At 33.1% G+C, this 16213-nt stretch carries 18 protein-coding genes; 9 read left to right on the top strand and 9 right to left on the bottom strand.

The genetic code is table 11. The features are described 5' to 3' along the window. Position 1: 1 nt before the first annotated feature. Genes ASG22_RS01445 through ASG22_RS01460 form a run of 4 tightly spaced genes read right to left on the bottom strand, consistent with a single transcriptional unit; the run spans position 2 to position 3466 of the window. A complete protein-coding gene (locus tag ASG22_RS01445; protein ID WP_055979439.1) occupies positions 2-457 on the bottom strand; it encodes a sterol desaturase family protein in 456 nt (151 codons plus the stop codon). A gap of 25 nt (positions 458-482) precedes the next feature. Next, complete coding sequence (locus ASG22_RS01450) at positions 483-1319, bottom strand: phytoene/squalene synthase family protein (protein ID WP_055979442.1); 837 nt, start codon at positions 1317-1319, stop codon at positions 483-485. Between the two features lie 5 nt (positions 1320-1324). Further along, positions 1325-2794, bottom strand: coding sequence for a phytoene desaturase family protein (locus ASG22_RS01455; protein ID WP_055979445.1), 1470 nt, complete (start codon positions 2792-2794; stop codon positions 1325-1327). A gap of 3 nt (positions 2795-2797) precedes the next feature. After that, positions 2798-3466 (bottom strand): MarR family winged helix-turn-helix transcriptional regulator, encoded by a 669-nt coding sequence (locus ASG22_RS01460; protein ID WP_055979448.1) that lies wholly within the window; start codon positions 3464-3466, stop codon positions 2798-2800. A gap of 203 nt (positions 3467-3669) precedes the next feature. On the opposite strand from ASG22_RS01460, the gene ASG22_RS01465 reads away from it, so the two are divergent. Further along, positions 3670-4032: a response regulator transcription factor gene (locus ASG22_RS01465; RefSeq protein ID WP_055979452.1), complete on the top strand. Its 363-nt coding sequence runs from the start codon at positions 3670-3672 to the stop codon at positions 4030-4032. Positions 4033-4215: 183 nt separating this feature from the next. Here the strand turns inward: ASG22_RS01465 and ASG22_RS01470 are convergent, their stop codons facing one another. From ASG22_RS01470 to ASG22_RS01480, 3 genes are all read right to left on the bottom strand, one after another. Beyond that, positions 4216-4983 carry a hypothetical protein gene (locus ASG22_RS01470; RefSeq protein ID WP_055979455.1) on the bottom strand — a complete coding sequence of 256 codons (768 nt, stop codon included), beginning with the start codon at positions 4981-4983 and terminating at the stop codon, positions 4216-4218. Between the two features lie 244 nt (positions 4984-5227). Continuing rightward, on the bottom strand, positions 5228-6904 hold the full coding sequence (locus ASG22_RS01475) for an alpha/beta hydrolase-fold protein (protein ID WP_055979459.1): 1677 nt from the start codon (positions 6902-6904) through the stop codon (positions 5228-5230). Between the two features lie 69 nt (positions 6905-6973). After that, a complete protein-coding gene (locus ASG22_RS01480; RefSeq protein ID WP_055979464.1) occupies positions 6974-7786 on the bottom strand; it encodes an AraC family transcriptional regulator in 813 nt (270 codons plus the stop codon). 209 nt (positions 7787-7995) lie between these two features. Between ASG22_RS01480 and ASG22_RS01485 the strand changes: the two genes are divergently transcribed. From ASG22_RS01485 to ASG22_RS01510, 7 genes are read left to right on the top strand one after another with little or no spacing between them, the layout of a single operon-like run. Continuing rightward, positions 7996-8652, top strand: a complete 657-nt coding sequence (locus ASG22_RS01485) for a hypothetical protein (RefSeq protein WP_055979466.1) — start codon at positions 7996-7998, stop codon at positions 8650-8652. Between the two features lies 1 nt (position 8653). Then, positions 8654-9982, top strand: coding sequence for an ABC1 kinase family protein (locus ASG22_RS01490; RefSeq protein ID WP_055979469.1), 1329 nt, complete (start codon positions 8654-8656; stop codon positions 9980-9982). Continuing rightward, positions 9972-10115 (top strand): DUF2256 domain-containing protein, encoded by a 144-nt coding sequence (locus ASG22_RS20650; protein ID WP_082504897.1) that lies wholly within the window; start codon positions 9972-9974, stop codon positions 10113-10115. Before ASG22_RS01490 ends, ASG22_RS20650 begins: the two co-directional genes overlap by 11 nt. A 15-nt stretch (positions 10116-10130) precedes the next feature. Then, positions 10131-11609: a cryptochrome/photolyase family protein gene (locus tag ASG22_RS01495; RefSeq protein WP_055979471.1), complete on the top strand. Its 1479-nt coding sequence runs from the start codon at positions 10131-10133 to the stop codon at positions 11607-11609. Then, positions 11609-11887 (top strand): TIGR03643 family protein, encoded by a 279-nt coding sequence (locus ASG22_RS01500; protein ID WP_055979474.1) that lies wholly within the window; start codon positions 11609-11611, stop codon positions 11885-11887. Before ASG22_RS01495 ends, ASG22_RS01500 begins: the two co-directional genes overlap by 1 nt. Positions 11888-11915: 28 nt before the next feature. Beyond that, a complete protein-coding gene (locus tag ASG22_RS01505; RefSeq protein WP_055979477.1) occupies positions 11916-12614 on the top strand; it encodes an SDR family NAD(P)-dependent oxidoreductase in 699 nt (232 codons plus the stop codon). Between the two features lie 41 nt (positions 12615-12655). Beyond that, positions 12656-13312 (top strand): MarR family winged helix-turn-helix transcriptional regulator, encoded by a 657-nt coding sequence (locus ASG22_RS01510; protein WP_055979480.1) that lies wholly within the window; start codon positions 12656-12658, stop codon positions 13310-13312. Between the two features lie 81 nt (positions 13313-13393). Here the strand turns inward: ASG22_RS01510 and ASG22_RS01515 are convergent, their stop codons facing one another. Then, a complete protein-coding gene (locus tag ASG22_RS01515) occupies positions 13394-13627 on the bottom strand; it encodes a hypothetical protein (protein WP_131726135.1) in 234 nt (77 codons plus the stop codon). 174 nt (positions 13628-13801) lie between these two features. On the opposite strand from ASG22_RS01515, the gene ASG22_RS01520 reads away from it, so the two are divergent. Beyond that, on the top strand, positions 13802-14116 hold the full coding sequence (locus ASG22_RS01520; protein ID WP_055979486.1) for a hypothetical protein: 315 nt from the start codon (positions 13802-13804) through the stop codon (positions 14114-14116). A 71-nt stretch (positions 14117-14187) separates the two neighbouring features. On the opposite strand, the gene ASG22_RS01525 is transcribed toward ASG22_RS01520, so the two are convergent. Then, positions 14188-16182 carry an ATP-binding protein gene (locus ASG22_RS01525; RefSeq protein ID WP_055979489.1) on the bottom strand — a complete coding sequence of 665 codons (1995 nt, stop codon included), beginning with the start codon at positions 16180-16182 and terminating at the stop codon, positions 14188-14190. Positions 16183-16213: the final 31 nt, after the last annotated feature.

Raw genomic sequence — 16213 nt, forward strand, 5'->3', positions numbered from 1 at the left:
ATTATTTATTTTTATTAAAAAACATTTTAAAATATTTCACGGGAACCCAAAGAAAACCAAAACATTCTCCAAATTCTTTCCCTATATGCTTATGATGCTGTTTATGCGCCCTTCTGATGGCTAAAAGATATGGATTTTGGGTATTTCGCAAAAATTTAATCCGTTGGTGGATAAATATATCATGAACGAAAAAGTACGCCATTCCGTACAATGCAATTCCTACAGCGATGTAAAACCAATGATTAAAATTCTGGATTGTTCCGTAATACATTAAAATAATAGTGGGAATAGCGAAAATCACGAAAAAATAATCATTTTTTTCCATATGCCCTTCATTGCTGTGATCATGGTGATCTTTGTGCAAAGCCCAAAGAAAGCCGTGCATAATATATTTGTGAATCAGCCACGTCATTCCTTCCATGACAAAAAAAGTTACTGTTACGATCAGAAAATTCATATCTTATTGTTAAAGAGTAATTTATTTATAAAAGAGTCGTTTTATACTGAACATAGCTGCTCATCATTAAAGAAATCTTGGCTCCGTTTGATATTCTTATTCTTTCGCACATAATGTTTGTTGCAGAACTTTTTTTAATCTTTCTGAAAAGAGATAAATAGTAACGGTAAGCCAGATAAACACCGAATCTTGAGGAGCTTGGAAGTCTTCTAATGCCTTCTAAAGCTTCTCTGAATTCCAATTCTATATCTTTTTCAATGGAAAGTTTTACCTGATTATCAAAAGAAGAAATATCCAGATCGGGGAAATAGCATCTCCCCAAAATATCAAAGTCATCTTTCATATCACGAAGGAAATTGACTTTTTGGAAAGCAGATCCCAATTTCATAGCGAAAGGTCTCAGTTTCTCAAACTGATCTTTATCTCCGTTTACAAAAATCTGAAGACACATCAATCCCACCACTTCTGCCGAGCCCAGAATATATTCTTTATATAAATCTGAATTATAATCGATTTTTTGAAGATCCATTTCCATACTTTTTAAAAACTGATCAATAAGATTTTGATCAATATTAAACTGATGAATAATTTCCTGAAATGAATGAATAATAGGATTTAAGGATATTTTTTCCTCTAATGCCTGCCATGTTTCATCTCTGAATCTTTTAAGCAGTTTTGCCTTATCAAACCCGTGAAAACTGTCTACAATTTCGTCTGCCAATCGAACATATCCATAAATGGCGTAAATAGGATTTCTTATAGTCGGCGACAAGGCAAGAATTCCCAAGGAGAAACTCGTGCTGTATTTTTTCGTGGTCTCCTTGCTGATTTTAAAAGAGAGTTCATCAAACAAATTTTTCATAGTAATTAATTTTTGGTGGCTTCGTGTGCTGCTATTTTCCCGGAAATAATGGACGGCGGAACTCCCGGCCCGGGAACGGTAAGCTGTCCTGTGTAATACAGGTTTTTAACTTTTTTATTTTTAAGCGACGGTTTCAAAACTGCAGTTTGCGACAGTGTGTTTGCTAAACCATAGGCATTTCCTTTGTAGGCGTTATAATCTTCCTGAAAATCTTTTATACAATAGCTTCTTTTATAATCAATTTTTGATAATAAATGATCAGTTGCCGTATGTTTTTCCAATCTTGAGATCATTTCAAGGAAATATTTCTCCCTGATTTCTTCAGAATCTTCAATTCCCGGTGCAACTGGCATGAGCAGAAAAACATTTTCACAGTTTTCCGGTGCTACGGAAGGATCGGTTTTAGAAGGACAACAGACGTAGAATAATGGTTTTGTAGGCCATTTTTTATCTTTATAAATCTCTTCGGTATGAAGGTCAAGATCATTTTCAAAAAATAAAGTATGATGCTTTAGATTATCTATTTTTTCATTAAAACCTAAATAATAAATAAGACAGGAAGGTGCAAAAACACGTTTTTCCCAATACTTTTCATCATAATTTCTGAACTCTTCCTGAAGAAGTTTTGTCTCGGTGTGATGATAATCTGACGAAGCAATAATAGCATCAAATTCAATTTCTTCGTTATTTACAGTTAATGATAACGCTTTATTATTTTCAACATTAATTTTTTCAACATTAGCATCAAAATAAAATTTTGTCCCGTGCTGATCAGCCACTTCTTTCATTGCATCAATAATTTTTGAAAAGCCTCCCATCGGATACCATGTTCCTAATTTGTATCCTCCATAATTCATTAAACTGTATAATGCAGGAATATCTTTGGGTGCAGCTCCGAGAAAAATCACGGGAAACTCCATCAACATTATTAATTTGGGATGCTTAAAGTATTTTCTGACGAACTTTTGAAAATTGGTTAACAGATCTAATTTAAATGCACTTTTTGCAATTTTTGGAGAAACAAATTCAAACCATGAATGGCACGGTTTATTCACGAAATCTTTCATGCCCACTTCATATTTATACTGCGCATCTTCCATGAATTCATCCAGTTTATTCCCTGCTCCGGCCTCTGTTATTTCAAACAAATCTTTCATTTCCTGATAATTATGAGGAATATTCATAACACCATCAGAAAAGACCATCTCAAATTGCGGATCTAAAGGTACGAGAGTATAGAAATCAGAAGAATTTTTACCAAAATCATTAAAAAAAGAATCGATAATATCCGGCATCCAATACCAGCTTGGTCCCATATCGAAGGTATAACCGTTTTCAGTTTTAAAATGTCTAGCCCTTCCGCCGGCATCAACATTTTTTTCGAATAAATGAACTTCATGACCGTCTTTTGAGGCATATGCTGCCGCAGACAATCCTGAAAATCCAGAACCAATAACTGCAATTCTCTTTTTCATGGTTTAATTTTTTAATGAATATTCTTCATAAACTGTTTTGAGAAGATCTCTGCTGTTTATATTTTTAGAAAATATAGGATAATGAAAACGATCAAGCTTATTTAGAATTCTGATTAATTCCATTTTTTCACTATAATTCAAGTTACCGGCAACAATTTCTGTTGCCTTACGAATGTTGACCATTTGATTTTCCAGTGCTTCTCTACCTTTTTCAGAAATAGAAATTACTTTAGTTCTTTTATCAGCATCAGAATCTATCTGTTCAATCCAGCCGTGTTTTAACAATCTTGCGATGATGAGCATCCCAACAGGTTTATCGTGAATATTTTTCTTAATAAGCTCCATCTTTGTCATACTTCCCAATGCTTTCAGATTAATTAAATAAATAAAATCCTCCTGAGTGGCAAAGTCCGAATCTGAAATTGCTGATTTTGAATACGTTTTTGCGTATCTGTTAAGATGTACTAATAATGTGCTTATAGCACTTTCAGGACTTCTTCCGCTTTCTTTGCCTTCCCAATATGGTTCCTCCTTATCACTTATTGTACCGTTATTATTATCGCATATCCACTGTTTGAAACCATGCAGATCTTTAGAATAGTAATCATTGCTATTCTCAGTTTCAAATTGCTGTAAAAGATCAAAGATATCTTTAGCGATGCCGTAGTTCATAGGACTAAATTTGTTTACAACTGAACTATAAATTAATTTAATAGTTCATAAATAAACCAAAGCATCTATTGTGCCAAAGAATATTTAATGGTATAAAATAATTCGACAGTGAAATCATATTATAAAAAAATTAATTTGAAATCATAAAATATATACAAAAAGGTCTGATATTTGCTTCCCAATATGCAAAATCAAAATGTACCATGTCTACACAAGTTTTAGTATTAGATGATAATCCCGCAATTGTTGATTCTATAGAGATGATGATGGAGCTTGAAGGATTATCCGTATCCAAGTTCTACAAGGGTTCTGATATGCTTGATGTATTAAGTACACAGACCAAACCTGATGTTATTTTGATGGATATGTGGCTTTCAGGCGAAGATGGAAGAGATATTTGCAAACATATACGATCAGATGAAAACCTCCATGATATTCCCGTTATTATCATGTCCGCCAGTAGAGGTCTCGGTCAGTCAGCATTAGATGCGGGTGCCAATGATTTTGTAGCGAAGCCTTTCGATATGGATGATATAATCAATAGAATAAGAGTTTACATCAAATAATTGTTCTGCCATCGAATTGTGCTAAACATTACTTAATCAAAATAAAGTTAATAATTCTATTCTATTTTTGGAATTATTATCAAGTCGAACAGCAAAATTTATCTGGAAATTTCGGGTTGAGTATTCTAGTTTTTGTTTCTGCATAAGATTAGGAAGTTTATTTCGTAACTTTTTGTCTTTTCCTTATTGTTTTTTCCAAAATTGATTTCCTGGTGAATAAATCTGGAGACTTTCCATCTTTTTAATATAAGATTTTTCAAACATTGCTAGGTTAATTTCTATTACATTAATCGATTTAGCTTTTCTACTTCCCTGTGAATCATAGGATACTTCCTCCTCCTCACCTTCTCTCTTAGAAAGAAAATAATAGAACGATTGATCTTCACAGTAAAAAGCATTAGAGTCATTATCATCAACAGTAATTTTCTTAGCATTTTTACTGAGGTATTCTTTAATTTTATTAAAATCATGTATAGTCTTGGAAGTTTTTCCAACCTCAAGATACGTAAGGTTTCCTTTACGGTCTTCTACCATATCCATTTTGGGGAATGAGATGGTATTAAAAATAGCCAAAGTATCTTTTTCAGGATCATGTGCAACGGTTTTGTAACCGTAACCAAATATTTCGGTTGGCTCTTTATTTCTTACCATCCAATCATTGGTTGGCTCCAAAGACAAATCTGTAGGTAGTCTTCCATCTGTTTTAAAATAACCTAAAGTATCTTTTACAAAAAAAGCATTGTTTAAAAGTTCTAATGCCTTTTCTTTACCCACACTTTTAGGATCCGTTGCAATTGTTTCATTAGTCTGTTTAACTTTGTTTTTGTAAAATTCTGAAACATCAAAATCATTTGATATTTTTGTTAAATCAACAAATTTTTGATCTTGAGAATGGCATGAAGCAACTATAACTGAAGCAAAAAGAAAATAAATCTTAATGGTATTTTTCATAAAATATAAATTTGGTGGTGTCTTTTAAAAAATTATAATGAGAGAGATATTTTATGTCTCACGTTATTATTTAAAATTTTCATGCCTTTGATTAGAAATAGTTTTAATTGTTTTCCACAATTGCAATAAAATATATTCTGAAAAATAAGCATTTTTTTAAGGTAATAGTCATTAATAAATCAATAGGAAAAAATAATCTTAAAGAAATGATATTTTGCACTATAGATTTAACCAAGAGTAAAAATTATATCACTATTTTAATATGATTTACCCAAACTTGCTCTCTGTCTCTGTTATCCTCAAAAGTTTGTAACATCAATTTATTATCATATTTTATTTTCTGGTGAAAATATAGTTTTCCATTAACGTACACTCTTACTTTTTTATTTAGATTAACCATTTCTGGAGAGATATTAATGTAGAATGATTGTAGACATGAAGTTCTCAAAGAGAAAATATTATTTGCATATGTGGCCTTTATTTTTCCAGATTTTCTTTTGAAATTAAAGGCTTCTTTATTTACTTTCTCAAGAATCAAACTGTCATTTTTATCGTATTTTAACCATTCTGTTATTTTGAAATTCAGTTCTTTGTGCCAAACAGCTTTTGATTTGAGGGTATCAAGTTTTGCATTAGATAACCAATCGACAGTACCATATTTATCATCATCAAACTCCCAGGAAATATCTTTAGGAAAAGAATTTCTTGTACGGTCTTTTATATCTTTAAAAAGTATCTGATAAGCAGGCTCAGATTCATCAAATTGAGGAAACCAATGAGGAAAACCTGTGTACCGATATTCTTTATAATCAGCATTTATTCCTTTCATAAGTTTGTTAAGATCATTATTGGCATTAGGAGGGTAATAATAATCCTGATCAGTAGAAAAATTAATGAATGAGCGGTTTTTAATATTCTCTACGAAAGTTCCGCCAGTGAAAACTTTAGGATATGTATTAAAGCCATAGAAACCTGCAAACTGGGTAGATTCTTTCATTAAGTAAGAAAATGAGCCTGTAGCACCGTTGGAATGCCCGGAAATAAAAACTTTATTATCGTCAATATTGATTGTTTTCTTAATCTGTTTCAGCATATCCGGTATCATGAAAAAGCCATCATCCGGACTCATCCAGTTATATTTCTCACTTCCTTTTGGAAAAACCAATATCACATTATTTAAATCTGCATATTTGGTGTAAAATCTGTTCCATCCGCCTAAATTTTCCTGTACCATCTGATAATCTGACAGAGCATTTACTCTGACCGCACCGTGTAGAAAGAAAAGTAATGGATATTTATTCTGAGGATTGTAACTTTGTGGTAAATGGATAAGATAAGAAGTTTGTGCAGAATCACTTATTTTAAATGTGATGGAATAATTCTGTTGATTTTTTGGTAAATATGGGTTGTAATTTTTTATCTTTTCATACAATGCTTTTCCATCCAGCGCTTCATCCAAAGAATAACTCTTTATCTTGAAAAATTCGTCTTCAATTTTATTTAATTCCTTATAAAATTTTTCTTTATCCTTTATGGCGTTTTGTTTTAAGACATTCCACCTTTTGTCACCAAGTAAATTTTCATATTCACTTTCTGCTGATTCTCCAATGATATAGCTCCAGCCCGGAAAGCCATCTTCATCTACCTTCATCTTCGCCAATGGGATAAGGTATTTGAAAGCTTTATCATAATCTTTCAACTCTGCTGCAATAACAGAGGATTTGTAAAGTCCTGTTCCATCAATACTGTCAGGATACATTTTAAAAGCCTTTTCATACATCTCCAATGCTTTTTCGTAACCTGCTTCGTCCTTAGATTTCCACATAGTCTCCAATGCTTTTTGAGTTAATGTCGAATAATTCTCCTGTCCGTTTGCAAAAAAAACAATTAAAAAAAGGCTCAATGTTAAATACAATCTCATAACTAAAATTTGATAGGACAAAAATAATAGCAATAAGTTTTGAAAACTTGTAAAAATGGAACATTAAGATTATTGCTGCAAACGCCAGAATATATCTTGATTTCCCAAAACAGTGCCTTTGTTGAAGAAGCTTTTCGGTGAGTCTGCTGTAAAATTTTTGTAAGTCTTATTTAAATGAGATTGGTCATTATAGTTAAATTCATAAGCAAGTTCAGTAAAGTTTCTTTTGGGATTTTCGAACAGTTTATTATTGATAGTCTTTCTGAACAACACGATTTCGTGAAATTTTTTAACCGAAACTCCTAAAAATGATTGGAAGTTTCTGTTGAGATGCTGTCTGCTAATTCCAATTGCAGCTGATAAGTACGCAACAGAAAAATTCTCACAATTATTAAATATATATAAGATTGAACGTTCTAAGATCGAATTTTCAACATGATTAAACCTACTTAACAGCAACCTGTCGAGCGATAGAGCTAAAGTATCTGTGTCTGTGGTACAGAATATTTCCTGTAACTCATATTCTTTAAGAAATTCAAAACTTGTAATATAGTTTGCAAAATTGAGGTCTTTGTAGAACTGTTGAATTCCCAAAGGCTTAAACACAATAACAACTCTGTGCACTTCTCCTCTTTGTATTACATTGAGAACTCTCTGCCTGATGGGTGTGAATATCTGTAAAGCAAGATCAGTATTGCTGAAAATAATTTCTCCGTTTTGAGACCTGATGTGAGATCTGTAAAATGATATTGTATTATTGAAATGCGGGAAACATTGAAATTCGTTGATACTATTATCTGGTTTTATATCCAAATAATAATAATCCACATATTTTTTGATCAGCAGATGTTGAGGTTTGAATGTTTTAAAGATTTCTTTCATTGTAAATAATGACGTAAATACATTTCTTTTGACCAATATACTAAATCAGAAATAAATTTCAATTCAGAAAAATCATTTTTATAAGTTAAAATATGATAATCGTTTATCATATAATAGCATTTTTCAATAATTCAAATATAATATGTTTTACAAATATTTTATATTTAGTATAATTAATTACTAAATTTGTTCTATAATAAAATTGTATTATGGAAAAAGAAAATCAAATCACAGAAGAAAAAATATTCGAGTTATACGGCGATTACATTTTAAATCATGGTGAAAGACCGAAAAACATTTACCGTTTTACAAAAGACAATCAGTTTGAAGAAAAAGAATTTTACGATTATTTTGCCAGTTTCGAGCAGATTGAAAAACAGATGTTGGTCAATCTTTTTGTAAAATCTGTAGAATTGGCCGCAGAAGTAAATGACACAGACGTAATCACTCCAAAGGAAAAACTGCTGAACGTTTATTACATATTTTTCGAAAATCTGACGATGAATCGCTCATTGGTTTTAATGATTTTAGGAAATAAAATGCAGGCTGCAAAAATTTCAAATCAATTAAAAGAAGTTCATCGGGAATATATCAGGACACTTGATTTTAACGATTGGGAAATCATTGAAAAAGCAAAGGAAAACATCAAAAATGCTCATCAAAAAGCCCGTGAAGAAGCACTCTGGCTACATTTGGTTTCTGCAATAGAATTCTGGAAAAAAGATAGCTCTCCTGCTTTCGAGAAAACCGACATTTACATAGAAAAGACTATTGATACAGGATTTGAATTGATGGATAATGAACCATTGAGAAAATTGGCAGACTTCGGAAAGTTTTTATTTAAAGAAACATTTAAGAAAAACTAAGATGAAAACACTCAATAAAATCCCGACCGGGAAAATAGAAAGAACAGGCAGTTTACTGAAAGCCGGAGCCAAAATCGGCGTTAACTACATTAAATATTACGGAAATAAAATAACTAAAGACGAACAGGAAGCAAGACAGATTTTAAACGAAGAAAATGCCACAGATATCTATGATTCATTAAAAGAATTAAAGGGTTCTGCTTTAAAAGTTGCCCAAATGCTGAGCATGGAAAAAAATATTCTTCCGCAGGCTTATGTTGAAAAATTTTCTCTGTCTCAATTCTCAGTTCCGCCACTTTCAGGGGCTTTGGTCAAGAAAACTTTTAGAAAATATTTCGGTAAAAATCCGGAAGCAATGTTTGATCAGTTTTCTGCAGAATCGGTGAATGCGGCAAGTATCGGACAGGTTCATAAAGCGAAAAAGGATGGTAAAGATTTGGCAGTTAAAATTCAATATCCCGGAGTAAGAGAAAGTATTTCCAGCGATTTAAAATTGGTAAAACCAATTGCTATTAAGATGTTTAACATCAAAAAAGAAGGTTCTGAATCTTATTTTCAGGAAGTTGAAAATAAATTGTTTGAAGAAACAGATTATGATTTGGAATTAAAAAGAAGCCAGCAGATTTCTGAAGATTGCAGCCATTTACCGAATCTAAAATTTCCAAAATATTATCCCGATTTGTCGTGTGAAAAAATCATCACGATGGATTGGATGAACGGAAAACATTTTTCTGAATTTACCAAACAAAACAATTCTCAGGAAAACCTTAACAAAATCGGGCAAACGCTCTGGGATTTTTATATGTACCAGATGCATATTTTGAAACAAGTTCATGCAGATCCGCACCCCGGAAACTTTTTGGTTTCGGAAAATAACGAATTATTGGTCATTGATTTTGGTTGTATCAAAGAAATTCCCACTGAGTTTTATGAACCTTATTTTGAATTGGCAAAAGAAGAAAATCTTAAAAATCCTGAAGTTTTCAGATTAAAACTTTATCAATTGGAGATTCTCCGTAATGACGATACACAGAAAGAAAAAGAATTTTTCACTAAATTATTCTATGAGCTTTTAGAATTATTCACAAGACCTTTTAACCGGGAGACTTTCGATTTTTCTGATGAAAGTTTCTTCCAGGAAATTGCAGACCTCGGTCAGCGTTACGCTAAACTGAGCGATATGAAAGGAATGAATGCCAACAGAGGTTCTAAACATTTTATCTATCTGAACAGAACTTTTTTCGGGTTGTACAATATGATGCATGATGTGAGAGCTAAAGATATTAAGATAAATCATTACAAAAATTTCATCCGACAAGATGCCCGCTAATTTACCTTCAAAAATCTGCGAAGTTTGCGGACTGCCATTCAACTGGAGAAAAAAATGGAAGAAAAATTGGGACGAAGTAAAATATTGCAGTGAAAAATGCAGGAAGAATAAAAGTTTGAAAACATCAGAATAATCAATTAAATAGGAAATGACAGAGACTGAAAATTTGGTTGCGCAGTTGATATTTCCGCATCAGCTCTTAAAAAACACCGATTATTTAGATAAAAATCAGCCGATTTATTTGGTTGAAGAATTTCTGTTTTTCAAACAGTATAAATTTCACAAACAGAAAATTGCCTTTCACCGGACGAGTATGAAGTTTTATGAAAAATATTTGCTGGAAGCTGGTTTTAATGTTCATTACGTTGAAAATAGTGACGAATTATCGGACATTCAACAATTGATCAAACACTTAGAAAAGAAAAAATTTACCGAAATACTGATTACAGATGTTTGTGATAATTGGCTGGAAAAAAGAATAAAAGAAACAAAATTAAAGCTTAAAATTGTCGACAATCCGATATTCATCAATACGAAAGAAGATCTGAAAGAATATTTTGAAGGCAAAGAATTTTATCATCAAACCGATTTCTATAAACAGCAGAGAATTTCACGGAATATCCTGATGAAAGCTGGAAAACCTTTGGGTGGAAAATGGACTTTCGATACAGAAAATCGTAAGAAATATCCAAAAAATAAAAAATCGCCGTCCATCATTTTTCCCGAAAACTCAGAATATTATGAGGAAGCGAAAATTTACATTGAAAAATATTTTGGAGAAAATTATGGTAATCTGACGAGTTATCAACTCTATCCGACAACTTTTGAGGATGCTGAAAAATGGCTCGACCAGTTTTTAGAAATGCGTTTTGCCGACTTTGGAATTTATGAAGATAGTATTGTTGAACGTGAACATTTCCTGCACCACAGCGTGCTTTCTCCCCTACTCAACATCGGACTTTTGACGCCTGATTTTGTTTTGGATCAAGCTATAAAGTATGCTGAAGATTTCGATATTTCCACTAATTCTTTAGAAGGATTTGTTCGTCAGATTTTGGGTTGGCGTGAGTTCGTGAGAGGAATTTATTTATACCAAGGAACGTTTCAGAGAAATAAAAATTACTGGAAACACAAAAATGCTCTTCCAGAATCATTTTACACAGCAAAAATAGGAATCAAACCTATTGATAGCACAATTCTGAAAGTTTTAAAAACAGGATATGCACACCACATTGAACGACTGATGATTTTTGCCAACTTGATGAACCTGATGAATATAAATCCAAACAATATCTATCAATGGTTTATGGAAATGTTTATCGATTCTTACGATTGGGTAATGGTTCCCAACGTTTATGGAATGAGCAGTTTTTCTGACGAAGGAAAAATGAGCACGAAACCGTACATCAGCGGAAGCAATTATATTAAAAAAATGAGTAATTACTCCGATGGTGACTGGTCGGAAAAATGGGATTCGCTGTTTTGGAATTTTGTGAATGACAATCGTGAGTTTTTCGAGAAAAATCCGAGGTTAGGAATGATGATTCGGACTTTTGATAAAATGACGGACGAGAAAAAAAATGCACATCTGAAATTGGCGAAACAAACGATAAAAAACTTAAAATAATGAAAGATTTTAATCCAGAACAGACCGACCGTATCATAGAAATGGCGTGGGAAGACAGAACTCCTTTTGAAGCCATCGAATTTCAGTTTGGAGTAAGTGAGGCGGAAGTGATTGAAATAATGCGAAGCGAACTAAAACTTTCAAGCTTTAAACTTTGGAGGAAAAGGGTAAATTCCGGTGTGAGTCAGAAGCATTTGAAGAAAAGAAACACTGAGATTAACCGTTTTAAATGCAATAGACAACGAACAATCAGTCATAATAAAATTTCAAAGAGTTAATATTTTATTAAACTTAAAAAAATAGGAAATGAAAAATATCGTCATTATCGGTTGTGGACAGGGCATCGGGTTTGCCACTGCAAAACTTCTTTCGGAGAAAAATCATATTATCGGAATTTCAAGAAGTCATAACGCTGAAGTAGAAAATTTAAATATCAATTTTCATCAAATGGATATTCTTTCTGGAAATCTAGATGAAATTAATTTTCCTGATGTGATTGACGGATTAGTATATGCGCCGGGAAGCATCAACTTAAAACCATTTAACAGACTTTCAACGGAGGATTTTAGAAATGATTTTGAAATTAATGTTTTAGGAGCTGTGAAAATAATTCAGAGATTATTGCCCAACCTGAAAAAATCTGAAAGTGCATCTGTTGTACTGTTCAGTTCGGTTGCTGCGAAATTAGGAATGCCTTTTCACGCCTCTGTTTCAGCCAGTAAAAATGCGGTAGAAGGTTTAACCAAAAGTCTTGCGGCAGAACTTTCTCCTCAGAAAATAAGAGTCAATTGCATTGCACCGTCTTTGACGGATACAAATTTGGCTTCACAACTTCTTTCAACAACTGAAAAACGCGAAGCTTCCGGAAAGAGGCATCCTTTGCAAAGAATCGGAAATGCAGGAGAAATGGCAAAAATGACAGAATTTTTATTATCTGAAAACGCCTCGTGGATTACAGGACAAATCATCGGTATTGACGGCGGGATGGGTAATACAAAGCTTTGATTGAAAAAACTAAATATTTATCTTTGTTTTAATATAGAACTATGAAAACCGATTTTATTATTGATCTTCTTCTTCAGGTCAAAGAATTTGAAAACTCCTCTGCCTGCAAGCCCAATTGTAGCGTAGAAGATTTTAGGATGTGGCTGAATGATAAAAAATATACTGAGGAAAGTCCTACCAAGCTTTTTAAAAATGAAAATCATTTGGTTTCATTTACAGAGAATGAAATTTGCAAGCAGGTTCTCTTATTAGGTAGATATTCTAAATTGCTTATCAGGAAAGGTTTGGGAGAATTCCCTGAACTCGCCAACGAAGAATTCACCTACTTGTATCGTCTTAAAGATGAACCTTTTTTAACTAAAATTCAGTTGATCGAAAAAAATGGTCACGAGAAACAAACGGGAACTCAAATCATCAAAAGACTTCTGGAAGCGGGATTTTTAGAAGAAAAAAATGATGAATTTGATAAAAGAAGCAAAAGACTTAATCTTACGGAATTGGGTCAAAAAACCTTTCACGAATCTGTTGAAAAGGTAAATCAAACTTCAAAAATACTGTCTGGAAAATTAGATGATGAAGAAAAGAATCAACTGTTGAAAATTCTTAAAAAACTTAATGAATTCCATGGTCATTTATATACTGAATATCGAAATACTGATATCAAAGAAATTGGCATCATGCTACAAACAATATCATAACAGATTGGTTTAAATATAATTACCGGAATATTTAATACAAATTAAGTAAAAAAGCCTCTTCCAAGAAAAGGCTTTTCTATATTAGATAATGACAGGGGTAACTTTATCATCCCCTTTTTCTATTTCAATGATACTGTTTTTTAGAAAAAGTGCAGGGAAGAATTTAGAAGAACTGTCCTGTTCATAAAAAACCCCTTTCGTATTGCTGTCATCTGTTAGAGCTTCTAAGATTTGCTCATGAATTTTTATGAAATCCTCTTCGCTTTCAAAAGTGAGAGAAAACTCTTTAAAACTGCTGATAATTTTTATAACCATAAATCGTAAGCACCACATTTGAGTGGTTAACCTTTAATAACGGAATTCAAATACGTAGCCAAACTGTTAACGGACAGATAAATTCCCAAAACTTAATTTTAATGGCTTCCTCAACACTTTATTTTTTATCTTACAATTTTAAAATCTTATTTATATTTGTCTGATTTTAATGATATGAAAATACCAATACACTTTAAAGCACTAATTAATTTTTTCAGTACCGAAAAGGGAGGACTTGTAACTCCTTTATCTTCAGGCTATCGCTCAGAGATCAAATTCCCTTTTGAAATGAATTCTTTTATCGCAGCTCAGACCTTTACAGAGACTGAACTTATATTCCCGGGAGGCTCAGCTGCTGTTGATATTACACTAATCGGCGCAGAACAATTTCTGGAGAAGTTGTACAACGGGATGGATTTTGAGCTTTACGATAACTCAGGTATTATCGCTGATGGTGTCGTTACAGAAGTTTATGCGAAATATAATTAACAATAGAATACTCAACATTCCATCAAAATGAGTGAAAGTTTAATTAAAAAAATGACTTTTTAGCAAAATGATCAGTTGGTAGCCGTATCTCCATCAAGTGGTAGAACAAATGAAAATGTAGTGCCCTCGTTCGGGTAACTTTGAACTTCAATAATACCGTTATGAAGTTCGATAAATTCTTTACAGAGATAGAGTCCTATACCAAATCCTGCTATTGATGCATTGTTAATACCCTTTACACGATAGTAGCGATCAAATATCCGCTGCTGGTCGTCTGCTGAAATTCCTATTCCCTGATCCTGAACATTAATTTGTAAATTATTATCTGTAGTTATCATATATTCTACGATGATTAACGTTTCCGTAGGAGAATACTTCACTGCATTTCCGATAAGATTATTTAGTACTTGTGAAATCTTTTCGCGGTCTGCAAGTATTGATAGTGGTCCGGCAGATTTGAATAGAAAATGATGTGTATGAATGGTTGAAATCACTTCATCCTCAATTTCCGAGAATAATAACTGGAAATCAAAGGCGGTTTTATCAATGTAAATTTGTCCTGAATCAAGTCTGGAAACATTGAGGAAACCGTTAATCATACCGGTCATATTATCCACCTGTTTTAAAGATTTTTCCAGTGTATTTTGCTGTAAAACGCTTTCCATATTTACTGCCATTCGTTGTAAAACCTGAAGGTATGCCTTGAGTGATGTAAGTGGTGTTTTAAGTTCATGACTTACCATTCCCATAAAATCATCTTTTCGCTCTTCCTCTTTTTTTTGTTCAGTAATATCTCTGAGCGTACCGTTAAGACTTAACGGATTGCCCTGTTGATCATAGAAGACTCTGCCATTTGCTTGTAAAAGTCTTATCTTTTCGTCTGTTTTATTTTTAATTCGGTATTCTATAAAGTAATAGCCGTCAGAATCTTTACTCAAAGATTGCGAAATAGCTGCCGTCACCCGATCCCGATCCTCTGGCAAAATAACTTCTAATGCTAAGGATAGATCTAGATTTTCCTCGGAAGATAAACCAAACCATGTTTTAAGTAGATTATTTCCTGAAAAGAGATTTGTTGTGGGTTGATAATAGAAGGTAGCAAGTTCCCCGGCATCTATCGCAAGAGCCAACATTTGCTGGTCATTTTCATTCTTGCGCCGCTCTAAAACCTGTTGGGTAATCTCTTCAAGAATGACAAGAACACCTGAAATATCGCCGTTATTTGAAAAAATAGGCTGATAGATAGAGTTTACAATAGCTTCTCTTAATCCATCTTTATGGTACAGCTTGACTGTAAATTCGGTATTAATTTTGGGTTTTCCGGTTTGGTAAACTTCTTTAAGCCAAATATTGACAGACTGCCCATGCAATTCAGGACGTGCATTCTCATGAGCATAACCAATTACTTCCGATTCTGTACGCCCCCATATATTGAGAATAGCCGGATTGGCGATTTCTATGATATGTTCAGGTCCTTTCAACATAGCAATTCCGACAGGTGCCTGTTCAATGATGGTCCGGATATACTCCCTGCTTTGGGCAAGCTGCTCTATAGAATTGCTGAGCTCATCATTGGTGGAAGTCAGTTCTTCAAGTGTTGCAGCCATTTCCTCATTGAGACCATGTTCCCTTTCTTCTTTCTCCTGTATCTGCTGTAAAAATTCTCGGCGGGAAGTTACCTCAAGTGCTGTATTAAGGATGCACCATGTTTTATTATGATGATCAGTAAGTGCTTTATATTCGTAATCAAAATAATCAAGCGTTTCCTCTCCGTTTTTTATCAGTTTTGCAGGAGCGTCAACTACCGAATAGGTTTTACCGGAACGCCAGACCTCTTGCAACAGTTCTAAAAACGGTTGTCCTTCCAATTCTGGAATTGCCTCCATCAATGGTTTACCGATAACAGAAGAGTCTTTGCCCCAAAGTGCTAACATACCTTCATTCGCAAAACGTATGACCATTTCTTCGCCCGAATAAATAGATGTAGGTGTAGGAGACGAAGCAAGCGCCTGGATAATTAAATCAGAACTAAACCTATTATCAAACAAACTTTCTTGAGTACTCATAAATTATAACAAATATATGTAAAAGCATTTA

It is taken from the genome of Chryseobacterium sp. Leaf405 (genome assembly GCF_001425355.1).
In the GTDB taxonomy this organism is placed as follows: Bacteria; Bacteroidota; Bacteroidia; order Flavobacteriales; family Weeksellaceae; genus Chryseobacterium.

Coding starts and splice junctions, on each gene's coding strand:
- ASG22_RS01455 (WP_055979445.1), bottom strand. CDS start 2,794: ATGAAAAAGAGAATTGCAGTTATTGGTTCTGGATTTTCAGGATTGTCT.
- ASG22_RS01525 (WP_055979489.1), bottom strand. CDS start 16,182: ATGAGTACTCAAGAAAGTTTGTTTGATAATAGGTTTAGTTCTGATTTA.
- ASG22_RS01490 (WP_055979469.1), top strand. CDS start 8,654: ATGAAAACACTCAATAAAATCCCGACCGGGAAAATAGAAAGAACAGGC.
- ASG22_RS01520 (WP_055979486.1), top strand. CDS start 13,802: ATGAAAATACCAATACACTTTAAAGCACTAATTAATTTTTTCAGTACC.
- ASG22_RS01510 (WP_055979480.1), top strand. CDS start 12,656: ATGAAAACCGATTTTATTATTGATCTTCTTCTTCAGGTCAAAGAATTT.
- ASG22_RS01465 (WP_055979452.1), top strand. CDS start 3,670: ATGTCTACACAAGTTTTAGTATTAGATGATAATCCCGCAATTGTTGAT.
- ASG22_RS01500 (WP_055979474.1), top strand. CDS start 11,609: ATGAAAGATTTTAATCCAGAACAGACCGACCGTATCATAGAAATGGCG.
- ASG22_RS01515 (WP_131726135.1), bottom strand. CDS start 13,627: ATGGTTATAAAAATTATCAGCAGTTTTAAAGAGTTTTCTCTCACTTTT.
- ASG22_RS01445 (WP_055979439.1), bottom strand. CDS start 457: ATGAATTTTCTGATCGTAACAGTAACTTTTTTTGTCATGGAAGGAATG.
- ASG22_RS01480 (WP_055979464.1), bottom strand. CDS start 7,786: ATGAAAGAAATCTTTAAAACATTCAAACCTCAACATCTGCTGATCAAA.
- ASG22_RS01450 (WP_055979442.1), bottom strand. CDS start 1,319: ATGAAAAATTTGTTTGATGAACTCTCTTTTAAAATCAGCAAGGAGACC.
- ASG22_RS01470 (WP_055979455.1), bottom strand. CDS start 4,983: ATGAAAAATACCATTAAGATTTATTTTCTTTTTGCTTCAGTTATAGTT.
- ASG22_RS20650 (WP_082504897.1), top strand. CDS start 9,972: ATGCCCGCTAATTTACCTTCAAAAATCTGCGAAGTTTGCGGACTGCCA.
- ASG22_RS01475 (WP_055979459.1), bottom strand. CDS start 6,904: ATGAGATTGTATTTAACATTGAGCCTTTTTTTAATTGTTTTTTTTGCA.
- ASG22_RS01485 (WP_055979466.1), top strand. CDS start 7,996: ATGGAAAAAGAAAATCAAATCACAGAAGAAAAAATATTCGAGTTATAC.
- ASG22_RS01505 (WP_055979477.1), top strand. CDS start 11,916: ATGAAAAATATCGTCATTATCGGTTGTGGACAGGGCATCGGGTTTGCC.
- ASG22_RS01460 (WP_055979448.1), bottom strand. CDS start 3,466: ATGAACTACGGCATCGCTAAAGATATCTTTGATCTTTTACAGCAATTT.
- ASG22_RS01495 (WP_055979471.1), top strand. CDS start 10,131: ATGACAGAGACTGAAAATTTGGTTGCGCAGTTGATATTTCCGCATCAG.